This window comes from Xanthocytophaga agilis (genome assembly GCF_030068605.1).
GTDB classification, from domain to species: domain Bacteria; phylum Bacteroidota; class Bacteroidia; order Cytophagales; family 172606-1; genus Xanthocytophaga; species Xanthocytophaga agilis.
Genome location: NZ_JASJOU010000001.1, coordinates 1,325,293 through 1,339,884 on the forward strand (window position 1 = coordinate 1,325,293; position 14,592 = coordinate 1,339,884).

Below are 14,592 nucleotides of genomic sequence, written 5' to 3' on the forward strand. Positions count from 1 at the left end.
TAAAGTAGGTAGAATATAAACGAATTATAACTTTGTAAACACAATCTTGTCATTGTATACTTTCTTTAACTCCTTCACAGAATCATTCCAGGCTGTAAAATCCTGTTTCCGAATAATTCCTTTATCTATAGAAAGCTCTTTTTCATAGTAAATCTCTCCGTCTTTTTCCAGGAAACGAAGTTTAAAAGAGAAGGCACCATGTTTTTTATCCAGACTAGTAGGTAAATGTGTAAGCTTATATCCGGCAGGAATCTGAAAGCGAACAACAGAAGATCGTAACACTTTCTCATCAAACGAAACTTCACTGACACGTTCAGGCTTGATGATAAAGTCAGCATACAGCTGATCAAGATCAAGATTAACATACAACTCATTATCAAAGGAAGAAACCTGATTACGGACTACGAAATCATATGTCACCTTTAGTGGAGTTTCGCGAATAGTCAGGTTACTATGATCAAGCTTCTGAATAGTGATATTCTTATCACCTTGTGACATTACTTTTTCCAGAGTGGTAGATTTTTGTGAAGAAGAAGATTCATGCAATAGATTCTGGATGCCAGTTTTCATTTCGCCATTGAACTCTGTTACACAATTACCAATCAGGCTTGTTCCATCCATTCGTATCACCTGCTGTGTTTTTACCAGATTTCGGTCTTTGCTAAATTCAGGTACTCTCTCCAACAAATATTTGTCTCCGTTTTCGATCAGAACCTGACGTCCCTGAATGCGTTCCGCATTATCCTGAAAAGCAATAAACTTTTCTGTTGCATCCAGAAAGTACTTTTTATCTTGCCATAACAGAGTACAAATCATATGATTGTCAACTGCCATAGTAGGTAAAGAATAATCATAAGCAATTTTATTGGTTCCAATCCATGTCAGACGAGCGTCATAACCAGCAATTTGCAGCATAGCTTTGGTCAGATTAGCCATTCCTTTACAATCACCATATTTATTCTGGAACACCTGCTGGGCTGTTTCGGGCTTAAAACCTGCAATTCCATCTTCAAAGGCGATATACCGTATATTATCCTGAACCCAGTAATAGATAGCCTTTATCTTTTCCTCATCTGTTGTCTTGCCAGCAATCAACTGTTTGACAGTTGATTCTATAGGCTTGGTATCATTCTGAACCTGATGAACCAAACTTGCATACCATTTATACAGGTCTTCTACCGAACCTATCAAAGGAACCTGTTTACTATTGTCTAAAAAACTTTTGGAAAGTACCAGAATGTGCGGATAAGTAAAGGAATTTCCTCTGTCAAACCTCTCGTGTTTCATCTCGTCCAGATTTTCAGCAGTAAATTCATAGACAGTAGCTTTGCTCTTTGTATCTTCTGTTTTTTTCCGCTGAATAGTATATCCGGCAAAATTCATTTCTTTCAGCTCAACAGTAAGCCATTCCGGAATGATAAATCTGATTTTCCTTACATGGACAGGATATGTCTCATTAAAATAGACACTGGTAAAATATTTTAGATCATTGTAACGCTTCTGAATAGTAAGGTTTTGAATTTGTCCCAGATAGGAAAACTTCAGAGGGTATTTACAAACTTTAGCATCTGAGTAAAAAATATTATCAATTTCAAAGTTTCCGCAAATAGGATTTAAGGGAACTCTCTTTTTGTTTTCATTTGAAGCAACAGACTGTATAATGCTGGATTCATTGTCATATCCTTTGAACTTGCTTATTTCAGTCGTAAGTCGTAAGGACATATATTGCAAATCCTCGTTTTCGATCAAATAAGGAGTATGCGTTTTAGTATCCAGACGAAACTCAAAGGAAACTTCAGAGTTCAGTAAAATAACTGGACTTTTTTCATAGAGCTTCTGATATTGTTTTGCCATTTCTTCATTTCCGTTCTGAGCAATAATCAGAAGATAACAAAAGAAGCCAAATACAGAAAGCCACACTTTTCTTTTGTGTGCAGACAGTAATCCCATACTATGCGTGAGAAGATTAAAATTATTTTTTCATCAAATTAGATATTTTTTCAGATGTAGCTTTGGGGAGGAATTTTTACTTTGTACAGAGGAAGTAAGAAACTGTAGAAGGTTGAACAAAATAGATTGCAGAAAAGTGAAATATGTATAATTTGAACATCTTCAGATCTACTACATACATTTAACTTACCAAATGCATTATTGTTACAGATATAAAAAAGCCTATTGTTTTACAGATACTATTCTAAGGCATACAAATGGTAAAAGCAGGTATACAGATGTTGGAACAATGTCTGTGTACAAAAGAAGATAGCTTATTTTAAACTATATTTCTGGTAACAAACAACACCATATAGCCAAGGACATGGCAACATCCATTACCTATAGTGGTATAGATCAGTTATGAAAAGTCACAAGCCTTCAAATACTGGCTGACAGGAAGAGAACTTTAAATCACTTACTTTTCCAGAAAGGATCGCTTAAAATCAAGTGTATCCAACTCTACACCATTCACTTTCATACTAGCTATCTCAATGGCATTAGTAGTTCCATTATGATACAATCTGGTAAATTTAAGTTTGGGTATATTATCCTGTTCCCTATTAAGCAGTTCAATATCAGGAGAGGGCATTCTGAAAAGTTCTTTCAGATTAGAGATCAATAACTTATTATTTTCTCTTGTATATAAAGCGTGTATATTGTAATCAATAACAGATTCAGATGTCTTATTTCTAATACGATTATACAGAAACACTTTGGAATTTAGCGGACCAGCTGGCGCGTTAAGAAGTAGCACATACAAATCATGTAGAGTATCTATGCTGGCGCATATAGTACCCACATACACATCTGCTGGCGTAAAATATATTTGACTGGAATCTCCTCCAAAGTCAAAATAATAGTTGACGACAATATCTGTTACTTTAGTTTTCACCACATCAGGCAAATCACGGGATATATCTGATTGTAGATTTACCTTTGATAATATAATAGGGAAGTGTGTCTCAACACTGCAAAGTCTTGGCAAAGTCAAGGTTGTTTGTACAGGTGAATTAGGATGTGTTTCAGAATGTTGACAACTAATCCATAATACAGCACTTATCAGCAAGCTAATATGACACTGTACCTTCATCTTTCCTTTATGTAGGCCAGTACTATTACGATAAGTGTCACTGTCGCAGAAACACCTAACCAGATAGAAAACATATCAGCAAACACAGCTTTATATAGATGTACACCTAATACTCCTCCTATCAACGGTCCTACCACAGGAATCCAGGCATATCCCCAATCAGAGTTTCCTTTGCCTGCAATAGGTAATAAAAAATGCATGAGTCGTGGTCCAAAATCCCGAACAGGGTTGATTGCATAGCCAGTAGTTCCTCCCAGTGAAAGTCCAATAGCTACCACCAGGAAGCCTATAATTAAGGGATTGATACCATCTGCAAACTTATTGGCTCCAATAGCCATCAAGCCTATCATTAATACCATGGTTCCTATAATCTCACTTAGCAGATTGCTGAATGGTTTACGAATAGCAGGTCCTGTAGCAAATACAGCCAACTTAAGACCGGGATTATCTGTATGAGGCCAATGAGGCAGATAATGCAGCCAAACGACAACAGCCCCCAACATAGCTCCAATCAACTGACCAAGTAAGTATATAGGTACATCTTTCCAGGCAAACTGTCCACTGGATGCCAAACTTATCGTCACAGCAGGATTGAGGTGGGCACCACTTATCTGTCCTGCCAGGTATACGCCAAAAGCAACTGCAAACCCCCATGCAAACGAAATTACCAACCATCCACTGTTTTCTGCTTTGGAATCTTTGAGCAATACACCTGCCACTACACCTCCACCTAAAATAATCAGTAACATAGTACCTGTTAATTCGGCAAGAAAAGGGGTCATAAACAATTGGCTTTAAGATGGGATATATTCTGCCAAAAGATATTACTTTTCCCAAACAGATTCACAAGTGCACAATAAAAATTTCACAATTCTTACACCGAATTATGCTAATTATATGTAGATCAACGCAAACTCTCATATAAATGCTTGATCTTATCAATCTGCAGATCCAACTCATCCAATGTGGCTAATGCTTCCTTCAGATTCATTTCTACCAAATCTGCCAGTTCAGACTCTACAAATAAATTTGTACATAAATGCTGCATAGCAACAGGACGATGCTCATCCACATATACTTTCTGGTCTGTGATATATTTTCGTAACTGATAGGTACGATCATCCCAGTATTTCTGTACCAGTGTATGTGGCTTTTTATAGAGGAATTCTTTCTTCTCTACCTTATCTGTTAGTATTGGAAACGTATACAAACGTGCATTGGCATTAATAATAAGGCCATTTGCCAGTTCTGCACTTTTACGAGCCTTGACACGATTTACAAGGTTGCCATTTTTATCATACAGATTCAATGGAGACTCCTCTCCTACTAACATCCGGTCAAAATCACTACGCTTGATGCGGTTACCATCAAAAGTTTGTTCTGTATTCAGCAACTCATAATACTCCCGTTCAATGGCTTTAGGTACTTCTATTAAAACTACATTGGGAATGCGGGTTTCTTTCATCACCTCTTCTTCCAGCTCACGTATCTCTTTACGTAACGGATGGATCTCCAGTGCCATTGAATACCCATGTTTGCGAATAGTTTCTGCAACGATTTCACGTACTATTTCCAGTTGTTCGGGTTTACTCCATAGTATATGTGGCATTAGAAAACAGTCCATCAGATCGACCTCAACCCGTTCATTCAGGAAGGCAGATGTTCTCAACAAACGAACCAGCTTTTTCCAGCGACGATCAAAAATATGGAATGGAGCTTCCGGATGGTCAGCATCATATTGTTCAAGCTGATACTTTACCATCTGAATCACATTCAATACTTCTGCTGGTACTTGTACCTCATTGATAGCCATATCCCATTCCTGTAACTCTGCCTCTCCTATTTTCAGATCTGAGGGTATAGTATCCTGATAGATATCGCTGGTGTCTACAATCATATCCACAAAACTTCCAGCTTTGCGTATCTCCCGAATCATATACCGAACCAGAAATCTATCCCAAAGCGCATTCAGGTTTTCTTCAACAGGCAATTCATTGGAAGCAGATACAATGGCTTTAATATTTACCTTAACCTCCTGTTCGCCATTGCGATAAACTCTTTCATTTAATACAGTCAGCAAAGCATTCTGTATGGCAGGTCCAGCTTTCCATATTTCGTCCAGAAACACCACATTGGCACCAGGCAGGTATTTTTCTGTCAGCCGTTCGTAGCGGTCTTCTTCTTTTAGTTTTTTAATAGATACTGGTCCGAAAATCTCATCAGGTGTACTGAAACGATTCATCAGATATTCAAAGGATCGGCCATCCCGAAAGGCAAATTTTAGCTTACGGGCAATCAGGCTCTTTGCCACTCCCGGAGGTCCCAGCAAAAAAACACTTTCTCCTGCCAATGCAGCTAGCAACGATAACTGAATGGCTTCTTCTTTCTCATATACTCCTTTTCGAAGTTGCTCTAAGATTAAACGAATACGTTCTTTTCTATTCATACACAATATAATTATCTTATGCTACCTATTTCCCAATTCCCAACCCGCCAATAATGTTCCAGCAGCTACCACCTTATAAATAAAAAAACCTGAGTTTTGTTTCTCAGGTTCGTTCATTTTCTTTTATTCAATGGCTATTTTTATTTGATACTACTAAAAAGACGCTTCCAACGTACTTTGTCTCCGATACTCATCCAACTTTCATTTGGATCGATAGACAACCATACCAGCACTGCTTTACCTACCACATGATCTTCCGGAACAAAGCCCCAGTATCTGGAATCTACAGAGTTGTGACGGTTATCACCCATCATCCAGTAGTAATTCTGATTGAAAGTATATTCTGTAATAGGTTTTCCATCCAGAACAATTTTGCCATTTTCCTCTTTTACATCATCGTTGTGATCATAATATAGAATAATATCTTTATATAAAGCGAGGTTTTTAGGTTCCAGCGTTACTTTTTGTCCTTTTTTAGGAACGCGGATAGGACCATAGTTATCCAGACTTGATTTAAACAAGGTATCACGCGGGAAAAGTACATTATCTTCACTATGCAAAACAGGTGATACTAACTTTATGAAGTCCAGTTTTTTCAATTCTTCAGCTGTAGCAGGCGAAAAATTCGCTTCAAAGCCACCCTGTATAAACGTAAACTCACTTGGACTTGTGCTAATGTTATATTTTTTGAAGAAACGATCATCCAGTGACTGGGTAGTCATTACAGTATAATGAAACTGCATGTTAGGAGGATTCTGTACAGGTTGTCCGTTTATATATACCTGACGATCTTTGATTTCCATCTCATCACCAGCAATAGCCAGACACCGTTTGATATAGTTGGTACGCAGATCAATAGGATATCCTTTAGGCACATTCAAAATATTCTGGTATCTCTCATAAGTACCAGGATGCTCTAATGGAACGTTAAATACCACTACATCATTATTTTTAATGCTGGAAAAACCAGGCAAACGAGTCTGAGGCATCTGAATCCAGTCTACATAGGAAGGAATACTGCTTCCCCAAAAAGTCTGGTGTGTTAACGGAAACTGAATCAGTGTTTTAGGAGTGCGGGCACCATAGTGTAGTTTACTTACAAACAGGAAATCACCTGTCAGCAAGGAACTTTCCATAGAAGAAGTCGGAATAGTATATGGCTGAATAATAAGCCAGTGCACTGCCGACGCCACAACGATAGCAAATACAATCGATTCAATCCACTCACGGGTAGCACTTTTCGGCTTTTTTGTTTCCGTAGAATCTTTAGTTACTGTTGTCATGTATAAATAAAATGAGCAAATGAAGAAATGTGCACAAGAGCAATAACTCCAGGAACACAACTATTTCACAAATTAACTCAAAAAAAAGATAATTATTTTACCAGCCATCACAAAACATTTCAAACAGAATATTTCAGCTGTGAAAGGCTGTATTTCGATGTAAAAATATAGTCAGCATTGGAGTGCTGACTATACCATAGTAACAAAATATAAAGGGCTTTTATACTTACTATCTTATCCCGAATAGACTAGGTAAGCATACCACCATCTACCTGTAATACCTGTCCTGTGATGTATTTACTCATATCAGAACCCAGAAAAACAGCGGAATCTGCTACTTCTTCCGCAGCACCACCCCGTTTTAAGGGAATATTATTTAACCACTCTTCTTTATTGCCCAGTTCATGTGTCATCTCTGTTTCAATAAAACCAGGTGCAATGGCATTACTTCGAATACTACGTGATCCTAATTCCAATGCAACGGATTTGGTAAAACCAATAATACCTGCTTTAGAAGCAGCATAATTAGCTTGACCGGCATTACCCCGAATCCCAACTACAGAAGTCAGATTGATAATGGAACCACTTTTTTGTTTCATAAACGGACGAGTAGCAGCCTTTGTCAAGTTAAATACCGACTTTAGGTTTACCCGAATTACATTATCCCACTGCTCTTCTGACATACGCATCAGCAGACCATCCTGTGTAATACCTGCATTATTTACCAAAATGTCCAATGTGCCAAAATCTGCCAGTACACTGTTGATTAATTCTTCAGCTGCTTTGTAGTCAGAGGCATCTGAACGATATCCTTTGGCTTTGATACCCAGGGCTTCCAGTTCTGTTTCCAGTGCTTGTCCCTTTTCTACACTGGAAAGATAGGTAAATGCAACATTAGCACCTTCCTGTGCATAACGTAATGCAATGGCACGTCCTATCCCCTTGGACGCTCCGGTAATCAAAGCAGTTTTTCCTTGAAGTAAGTTCATGGAGTTTGTTTAAAATGAAAACGAAACAAGTCAAATGTTTCGCAAAGTAATATCTTTTTATGAAACAATCTGTAAGCGAGGAAAAAGTATACGGTTCAAAAACAAAGAGGGTAACAGATGATCTGTTACCCTCTTTGTAATTTAGTATGTCACTAATTTATCACTTTACACTTCCATTTACGGGAGCCAGCAAGTTAGCAAACAGGCGATATGCCCCTGGTACGCCTCCCGGAAGCTGGCGAAAAAACGCATAGCCAGTATAAATAAATCGTCCCTTTCCGTAATTAGCAACCAACAATCCTCCATCCTGAGGCTTTTCACCCGGGTCAGCACAGGAAAGCAATACTTCATAGCGGCTATCCCATTTCTGAGCGAAATACAGACCTCGTTCCTGTATCCAACCTTCAAAATCTTTAGCTGTAATTTTATTCGGAGTATTCAGCAATGGGTGCTGTGGTTTCAAAAATGTGACAGTAGCTTCTTCTACAGTCACGCGGTCACGAGAAAGTTCAAACGGATATGGACCTATCTCATCTGTTACCACTCCCCTGTTCACAATATATTGTACCAGAACAACTCCACCATTTTCCACATATTGCATTAACTTAGGCTGATAATACTTCAACCGTTCTTCTGTGTTAAAGGCTCTTACTCCTAATACGATAGCATCAAATCGCTGCCATTCGGTTACATCCGCATTCAGTTCATTTGAGGTCAGCATAGTTACTGAATATCCCATCTGACGCAAGGCAGCTGGTACATCATCTCCTGCACCCATCAGGTAAGCAATATTCTTTCCAGCAGTCCGTACATCCAGACGTATTACCTTAGCCTGAGCAACCGGAAATAATGTTTGTACTGGGATATGTTCATAATCTATCGTTCTAAGGCCCAAGGAAATTTCTTGCCCATCTGCTAATTTAGCAACAGCTTTGAGTGTACCTTCTGAAGCATTGGCAGGAGGTGTAATTACAAACGAAACTTTTTGCTCTGCCTCTGCTTTTGCCAAATCAAAAGACAGCTTTTCAGGAGACACTTTCCAGCCTTTGGGAACTTCCAGACGTAACTCCCCTTTCACAGCTCCTGCTCCAGCCTTCAATAAGACTCCCAGTGTTTTTGCTTCTGTAGCTGGAAACACCATCGATTTTTCATCCAGGTTAATCATCACAGCTGGGCGAACTTCAAATGGGCGATACAATTCTCCTTGTACAGGATCAACCCATTTATAACTAATAGGCCTGTTCAATGTAAAGTCAATTCCCTGAATCTGAAAATGAAAGGCAGCTGTTAGCTGTGGTGTAGCCTCTGGCTTCCCGATCAGTAACTGATCATTAACTGTATACATTCCCTTAGCAGGTGGATTGGCAAGCCAGTAAGGTTGTGTGTATTGAATTTCTTTGGGTATAGTTAGTGAAATAGGTAGATTCAATGCTTCATTATTCTTTAACTCTTTTCCGATAGTTGAATCTTTAGGTGTGTTTAGTAACTGAACCGATTTCCAAAGTACAGGCACATCAGACCGCTTTACTACATTGGCATAGAACCGAAGCGATTGTCCGGGAGTACCAGCATAGGACACTGTATTTCCTTCATAACTTAGTCCTGTACAGGCAACAATAATTTCTGTTAACTCTTTTTTCTTTTGTTGCACATAATATTCCTGTTGTGGTAACTTCTCCATAACACGGTATGCCTCCAATAAGGAAGAGACACTCGCTGCAGGATTTTCTGCATTAAAGGTCTGGTAAGCCTTCTGCAACAAAGCAGCAACTGTTTCACTTCCTTGTACCCGCTTCCAGCTTAGATCAATGCCATCAAAGATATCTGATTGAGCCTGATCACCCAGCTTGTGTTGCAGATAATCATTACGCTGACCACGGCTACGAGCCGATCCAAAGCCCTGGCTTTTGTGCATACTGCGGCTTTCACCTGCAATCTCAGTGTACGACTTGCCAAGCAGGTTATTGTAATTACCCAGTGGAGCCATTACATAGTTACCACCCGGAGGAGGATCATTGGTAAAGTTGGGAGTAAAAGCATTCCAGACAAGCCGTTTTACCTGCCAGGGCTGTACATATTTCAACTGTTCAGGATACCTCTTGGGATCTGCGGCAGCTACAAAAGCTTCTTCTGCTAAAACAGCTGAGGCACTATGGTGTCCATGTCCGGCCTGCGCTGTTGGAGGAAAACGGGTAATAATTACATCAGGCTTCAGGTTACGAATTACCCATACCACATCTGCCAATACTTTTTCCTTATCCCAGATTTGCAATGCTTCTTCTGTTGATTTGGAAAATCCAAAATCATTACCTCGTGTAAAATACTGTTCAGCTCCATCTACACGTCGTGCCTGGAGTAATTCCTGTGTACGAATAAGTCCGATCAGTTCACTTTGTTCCGAACCTATCAGGTTTTGTCCGCCATCTCCACGAGTAATAGCCAAATAGGAAGTACGTACCAGCCGATCTTTTGCCAGCCAGGCCAGCATAGCGGTATTTTCATCGTCCGGGTGAGCAGCCATATACAGGGCACTACCTAGAATATTCATTTTCTTTAATGCCAGTTTTATTTCTCCAGCAGGGTAATACTTAGGAGGTTGCGCTAAACCGATGAGTGAAATAAAAAGGAATAAACCCAGAAAAACTCTTGAAGAAAGAGTATAAGTGGTGGATTGATACATAGAAAAAATCAGGTGGAATACAGTACAATTTTACGAAGATAAGCTGGTTTTCACAAAAAAGCCCTGTTGTTTTCAGGCAGCTCAGGCAAATGTAGTACCCAAAAGCTTGTGTCACCCTTTAACAACAATGCGTAGGAGATAGTTCTAGCTTCAAATAGGGTATACTCTGACTGATATGTGCATTCAGAACTGAAAAAGGAAAATAGACTAAATGAAAAACAAAATTTGTACAGGCTGGCAAATAGAACTCTGATCTAACTTTGATCTTTCTTTTTCAAAAAATAAGTGGTAAAAGTAAAAAACCTTGTTTTCTTTTGAAAAATCTGCTTTTTTAGCCAAACATAACCTATTCACAATCAGTTATGCAATACAATCAAACTTAACCTAAATTTTTAAACTTTTATCGCTTATGGGTTTTATATCTGAATTTAGAGAATTTGCACTAAAAGGTAATGTAGTCGATCTGGCCGTAGGGGTTATCATTGGCGGAGCCTTTGGAAAAATTATCGATTCTGTTGTAAAAGATATGATTATGCCAGTTGTCGGCATATTTGGTAGTGTAGATTTTAGCAACCTATATTTTCCACTTTCAAGTGATGTGCAGGCAGCAATTGACAAAGCAGGAGGAAAATTAGGCCTGGAAGAAGCCCGCAAAGTAGGTCCTGTACTTGCGTATGGTAGCTTTATCACTGTAGCTATTAACTTTGTTATCCTGGCTATGATTATTTTCCTGATGGTAAAAGCTATTAACAGCCTAAAACGCAAACATGAGGATCTACCACCCCCACCAGCACCTCCAACCAAAGAAGAAGTATTGCTTACTGAGATCCGTGATCTGTTAAAAGCAGGCAGATAAACACATATATTATAATATAGTGGTAGAAAAAGAAAAAGCGCAACTTCCATTGCGCTTTTTCTTTTATTGGTATAAATCTATCCTTTAGCTTTTCTTCTTAGGAGCCGCGGCAGGTTTGTTCAATGAGTTAATCCATCCGGCAATTTTCAGAGCATCTGCTTTAGGAACCTGTGTCATAGGAGCCATTGGAGGATATCCTGGCCAGTTGCCTGGTTGTGGTTTATAAATCAGTTCAACAATTTTATCGTTTGTATATTTCTTTTTTGCCACATCTACATACGCAGGACCTACCAGTCTTGCATCGGCTTTATGGCAAGCCAGACAAGTATATTTTTGGAGAAGATCATTGATTTCTTTAGGAGGCTGCACGGCAGTTTGAGCAAAGCTGCTATTTACCCACGCGGTTACAACAAACAAAGCAACAGAAGCAAACAAAATTCTGTAATTACGAGTGTTCATCATTCTACTATGTGATAAGGTTTATAATTAATAAAAGAAAATTTCTATCAAAAGCCAAGGCAAAGCTAAATCAATTTTTGGTATTAAGCTGGAAAATCTTCCCAAATCTTTTATACATTTACCAGAGCAGATCATACTCAGCCAAATAGAATAATATATAGGCAGGCTTGTATTTACCGCTTATGGAATTGCATTTTGAGTTCCAAAAAACGTGCCACAAATTTGCTGCAAATTTGTATTATTGTATACAGAAATGTGAATCGCAGAGACCAGCCTTGCATATTATTCCTATAAGAGACTTAGCTCTATCCATACTTAACAAACTAACCAACCTATTATTTCTCACTATGAAGAGATTTACTATCTTTTGCCTCGCTCTGGGGTGTATTACCGGGTTATATGCCCAAACCAAAGAGATTGACCCGGCCTATTCCAAATTTGAACAACTGGGAACGGCTCTGCCTACCCCCAACAATTATCGTAGTGCATCTGGTGCTCCGGGACCACAGTATTGGCAACAACGAGCAGATTATGATATCAAAGCCGAACTGGATGATAATAACCACCGTATTACTGGTGCTGAGACTATCACCTATTACAATAACTCTCCAGACGAATTAGGCTATCTATGGTTACAACTCGATCAGAATCTGTTTGACAAAGAATCCAATACGCTCAAAACCCAGACAGGTACTTTGAACAATAGTGTTTCATTCAATGCCATGAGTTTTGTAACCCGTAGTCAGTTTGATGGAGGGTTTAAAATTACAGCCGTGAAAGACAAAAGCGGAAATAATCTGACTCACATCATCAACAAAACGATGATGCGTGTTAACCTGCCTCAGCCATTGCGTCCGGGACAAAAGTTTATATTCTCAGTAGAATGGAATTATAATATTAACGATATGCAGAAGATCAGAGGCCGTAGCGGATACGAATACTTCCCGGCTGATGACAACTGTACCTATACCATTGCCCAGTGGTTTCCTCGTATGGCTGTATATGATGACGTATGGGGTTGGCAGCACAAACAATTCCTGGGACAAGGAGAGTTTGCACTGACATTTGGTAATTATAAAGTTGCTCTAACCGTACCGGATGATCATATTGTAGGGGCAACAGGGAATCTGATGAATGAAAAGCAAGTACTTACGTCTACACAAATTCAACGATTGAAAGAAGCGGAAACAGCAAAAAATCCGGTAGTAATTGTAAATCAGCAGGAAGCTACGGAAGCAGAGAAGAAAAAGTCTACAGGAAAGAAAACCTGGATCTTCCAGGCTGAAAATGTACGTGACTTTGCGTGGTGCAGTTCCCGTCGTTATATCTGGGATGCCAAACTATGTGATGTAGAGGGAGCCAAAGTATGGGCGATGAGTTATTACCCCAAAGAGGGGAATCCATTATGGGGACAATATTCTACCCGCGCTGTAGAACATACCCTGAAAAGCTACTCAAAACGTACGGTTGCTTATCCGTATCCCAAAGCAATCTCTGTACACTGGATTGGCAATGGTGGCGGTATGGAATACCCTATGATCTGTTTCAATGGAGGTCGCCCGGAAGCAGACGGAACATATTCTGCTCAGACAAAATATGGAATGATTGGCGTAATTATCCATGAAGTAGGTCATAACTTCTTCCCAATGATTGTAAACTCTGACGAACGTCAGTGGAGCTGGATGGACGAAGGATTGAACAGCTTCTGTCAGTACCTTGCTGAACAGGAATGGGAACGAGGTTATCCATCCTGGAACGGTGAGCCTTATCAGATTGTAAGTTATATGCGTAGCAGCAAGGAAACACTGGTTCCTATTATGACCAACTCTGAACAAGTCCTGCAGTTTGGACCGAACGCTTATGACAAACCAGCTACTGCATTGAATATCCTGCGAGAGACAGTTATAGGCCGTGAGTTATTTGACATTGCATTTAAGGAATATGCTACCCGCTGGGCCTTTAAACATCCGCATCCAGCCGACTTCTTCCGTAGTATGGAAGATGCAACAGGTGTAGATCTGGATTGGTTCTGGAGAGGCTGGTTCTATGGTATCGACCCAGTAGAGGTATCACTGGAAGATGTGAACTATTATAAGATTAATTCACAGAATCCGGATGTAGAAAAACCATTGGCCAAAGCAGATGCAGATAGCAAGCCGAAAACCATCAGTCAGCAACGTAATGCTGAACAAATCAAAAAAACGCTGGTAGATGACAATCCTGAGTTAAACGATTTCTACAACAGTTATAATCCTTATCAGATTACCCCAGAAGACAAAGCTCAGTTTGATTCATATTATAAGAACCTGACTCCGGAAGAGAAAAAACTGATAGAGTCCGGATTGCATTTCTATACATTGAAACTGAAAAACAATGGCGGTCTGATCAGTCCGGTTATTGTTAAAATGGAATTTGAAGATGGTACTGAAAAGATAGAAACGTATCCAGCTGAAATCTGGAGACTAAACTCGAAGGAAATCAGCAAAGTAATCTTTACTGACAAGCCTGTAAAGCAGTTTACACTGGACCCTTATCTGCAAACAGCAGACATTGATACTGAAAACAATTATTTCCCAAGAAAACCGGAAGCAAGTCGTTTTCAATTGTTCAAACAACAGAGTAACCGTCCTAAGAATCCTATGCAACAAGCACAGAAAGCTTCCGGACAACAGAAATAACACACATTTCAACATGAGTCATCCCGAATGTTGGATATGAGTAAAATCCAAGCCTATACTTTCAAAAATTGTGTAGGCTTGGGTTAGTTTTTGAGAAATATTTCTTTCTGCGTTTGTTT

General features: G+C 39.3%; 10 protein-coding genes. 2 read left to right on the forward strand and 8 right to left on the reverse strand.

All coding sequences use genetic code 11. The annotated features are described in order from the left end of the window. Nucleotides 1-24: 24 nt before the first annotated feature. The 7 genes from QNI22_RS05535 to QNI22_RS05565 form a co-directional block, all read right to left on the reverse strand. Nucleotides 25-1,950: a transglutaminase-like domain-containing protein gene (locus QNI22_RS05535; RefSeq protein WP_314509627.1), complete on the reverse strand. Its 1,926-nt coding sequence runs from the start codon at nt 1,948-1,950 to the stop codon at nt 25-27. A 457-nt stretch (nt 1,951-2,407) separates the two neighbouring features. Beyond that, entirely contained in the window at nt 2,408-3,082 is a 675-nt protein-coding gene (locus QNI22_RS05540) for a hypothetical protein (protein ID WP_314509628.1), read from the reverse strand. Further along, entirely contained in the window at nt 3,079-3,864 is a 786-nt protein-coding gene (locus QNI22_RS05545) for an MIP/aquaporin family protein (protein WP_314509629.1), read from the reverse strand. The genes QNI22_RS05540 and QNI22_RS05545 overlap by 4 nt, the downstream gene beginning before the upstream one ends. A 122-nt stretch (nt 3,865-3,986) precedes the next feature. Beyond that, complete coding sequence (locus tag QNI22_RS05550; RefSeq protein WP_314509630.1) at nt 3,987-5,528, reverse strand: AAA family ATPase; 1,542 nt, start codon at nt 5,526-5,528, stop codon at nt 3,987-3,989. A gap of 140 nt (nt 5,529-5,668) precedes the next feature. Continuing rightward, nucleotides 5,669-6,811 carry a signal peptidase I gene (gene lepB, locus QNI22_RS05555; protein WP_314509631.1) on the reverse strand — a complete coding sequence of 381 codons (1,143 nt, stop codon included), beginning with the start codon at nt 6,809-6,811 and terminating at the stop codon, nt 5,669-5,671. 248 nt (nt 6,812-7,059) lie between these two features. Then, entirely contained in the window at nt 7,060-7,800 is a 741-nt protein-coding gene (fabG, locus tag QNI22_RS05560) for a 3-oxoacyl-[acyl-carrier-protein] reductase (RefSeq protein WP_313985112.1), read from the reverse strand. Nucleotides 7,801-7,960: 160 nt separating this feature from the next. Further along, a complete protein-coding gene (locus tag QNI22_RS05565) occupies nt 7,961-10,480 on the reverse strand; it encodes a PIG-L family deacetylase (RefSeq protein WP_314509632.1) in 2,520 nt (839 codons plus the stop codon). Nucleotides 10,481-10,889: 409 nt separating this feature from the next. On the opposite strand from QNI22_RS05565, the gene mscL reads away from it, so the two are divergent. Continuing rightward, the gene (mscL, locus tag QNI22_RS05570; RefSeq protein ID WP_314509633.1) at nt 10,890-11,336 is read left to right on the forward strand and encodes a large conductance mechanosensitive channel protein MscL; all 447 of its coding nucleotides are present in this window, start codon (nt 10,890-10,892) and stop codon (nt 11,334-11,336) included. Between the two features lie 84 nt (nt 11,337-11,420). Here mscL and QNI22_RS05575 read toward each other — a convergent pair whose 3' ends face one another. Beyond that, nucleotides 11,421-11,798, reverse strand: a complete 378-nt coding sequence (locus QNI22_RS05575; RefSeq protein WP_314509634.1) for a c-type cytochrome — start codon at nt 11,796-11,798, stop codon at nt 11,421-11,423. A gap of 344 nt (nt 11,799-12,142) precedes the next feature. Between QNI22_RS05575 and QNI22_RS05580 the strand changes: the two genes are divergently transcribed. Further along, complete coding sequence (locus tag QNI22_RS05580) at nt 12,143-14,473, forward strand: M1 family metallopeptidase (protein WP_314509635.1); 2,331 nt, start codon at nt 12,143-12,145, stop codon at nt 14,471-14,473. Nucleotides 14,474-14,592: the final 119 nt, after the last annotated feature.

Excerpts from the sequence above, each read along its gene's own strand:
- QNI22_RS05565 (WP_314509632.1), bottom strand. The coding sequence starts at position 10,480 with ATGTATCAATCCACCACTTATACTCTTTCTTCAAGAGTTTTTCTGGGT.
- mscL (WP_314509633.1), top strand. The coding sequence starts at position 10,890 with ATGGGTTTTATATCTGAATTTAGAGAATTTGCACTAAAAGGTAATGTA.
- QNI22_RS05540 (WP_314509628.1), bottom strand. The coding sequence starts at position 3,082 with ATGAAGGTACAGTGTCATATTAGCTTGCTGATAAGTGCTGTATTATGG.
- fabG (WP_313985112.1), bottom strand. The coding sequence starts at position 7,800 with ATGAACTTACTTCAAGGAAAAACTGCTTTGATTACCGGAGCGTCCAAG.
- QNI22_RS05535 (WP_314509627.1), bottom strand. The coding sequence starts at position 1,950 with ATGGGATTACTGTCTGCACACAAAAGAAAAGTGTGGCTTTCTGTATTT.
- QNI22_RS05580 (WP_314509635.1), top strand. The coding sequence starts at position 12,143 with ATGAAGAGATTTACTATCTTTTGCCTCGCTCTGGGGTGTATTACCGGG.
- QNI22_RS05550 (WP_314509630.1), bottom strand. The coding sequence starts at position 5,528 with ATGAATAGAAAAGAACGTATTCGTTTAATCTTAGAGCAACTTCGAAAA.
- QNI22_RS05545 (WP_314509629.1), bottom strand. The coding sequence starts at position 3,864 with ATGACCCCTTTTCTTGCCGAATTAACAGGTACTATGTTACTGATTATT.
- lepB (WP_314509631.1), bottom strand. The coding sequence starts at position 6,811 with ATGACAACAGTAACTAAAGATTCTACGGAAACAAAAAAGCCGAAAAGT.
- QNI22_RS05575 (WP_314509634.1), bottom strand. The coding sequence starts at position 11,798 with ATGATGAACACTCGTAATTACAGAATTTTGTTTGCTTCTGTTGCTTTG.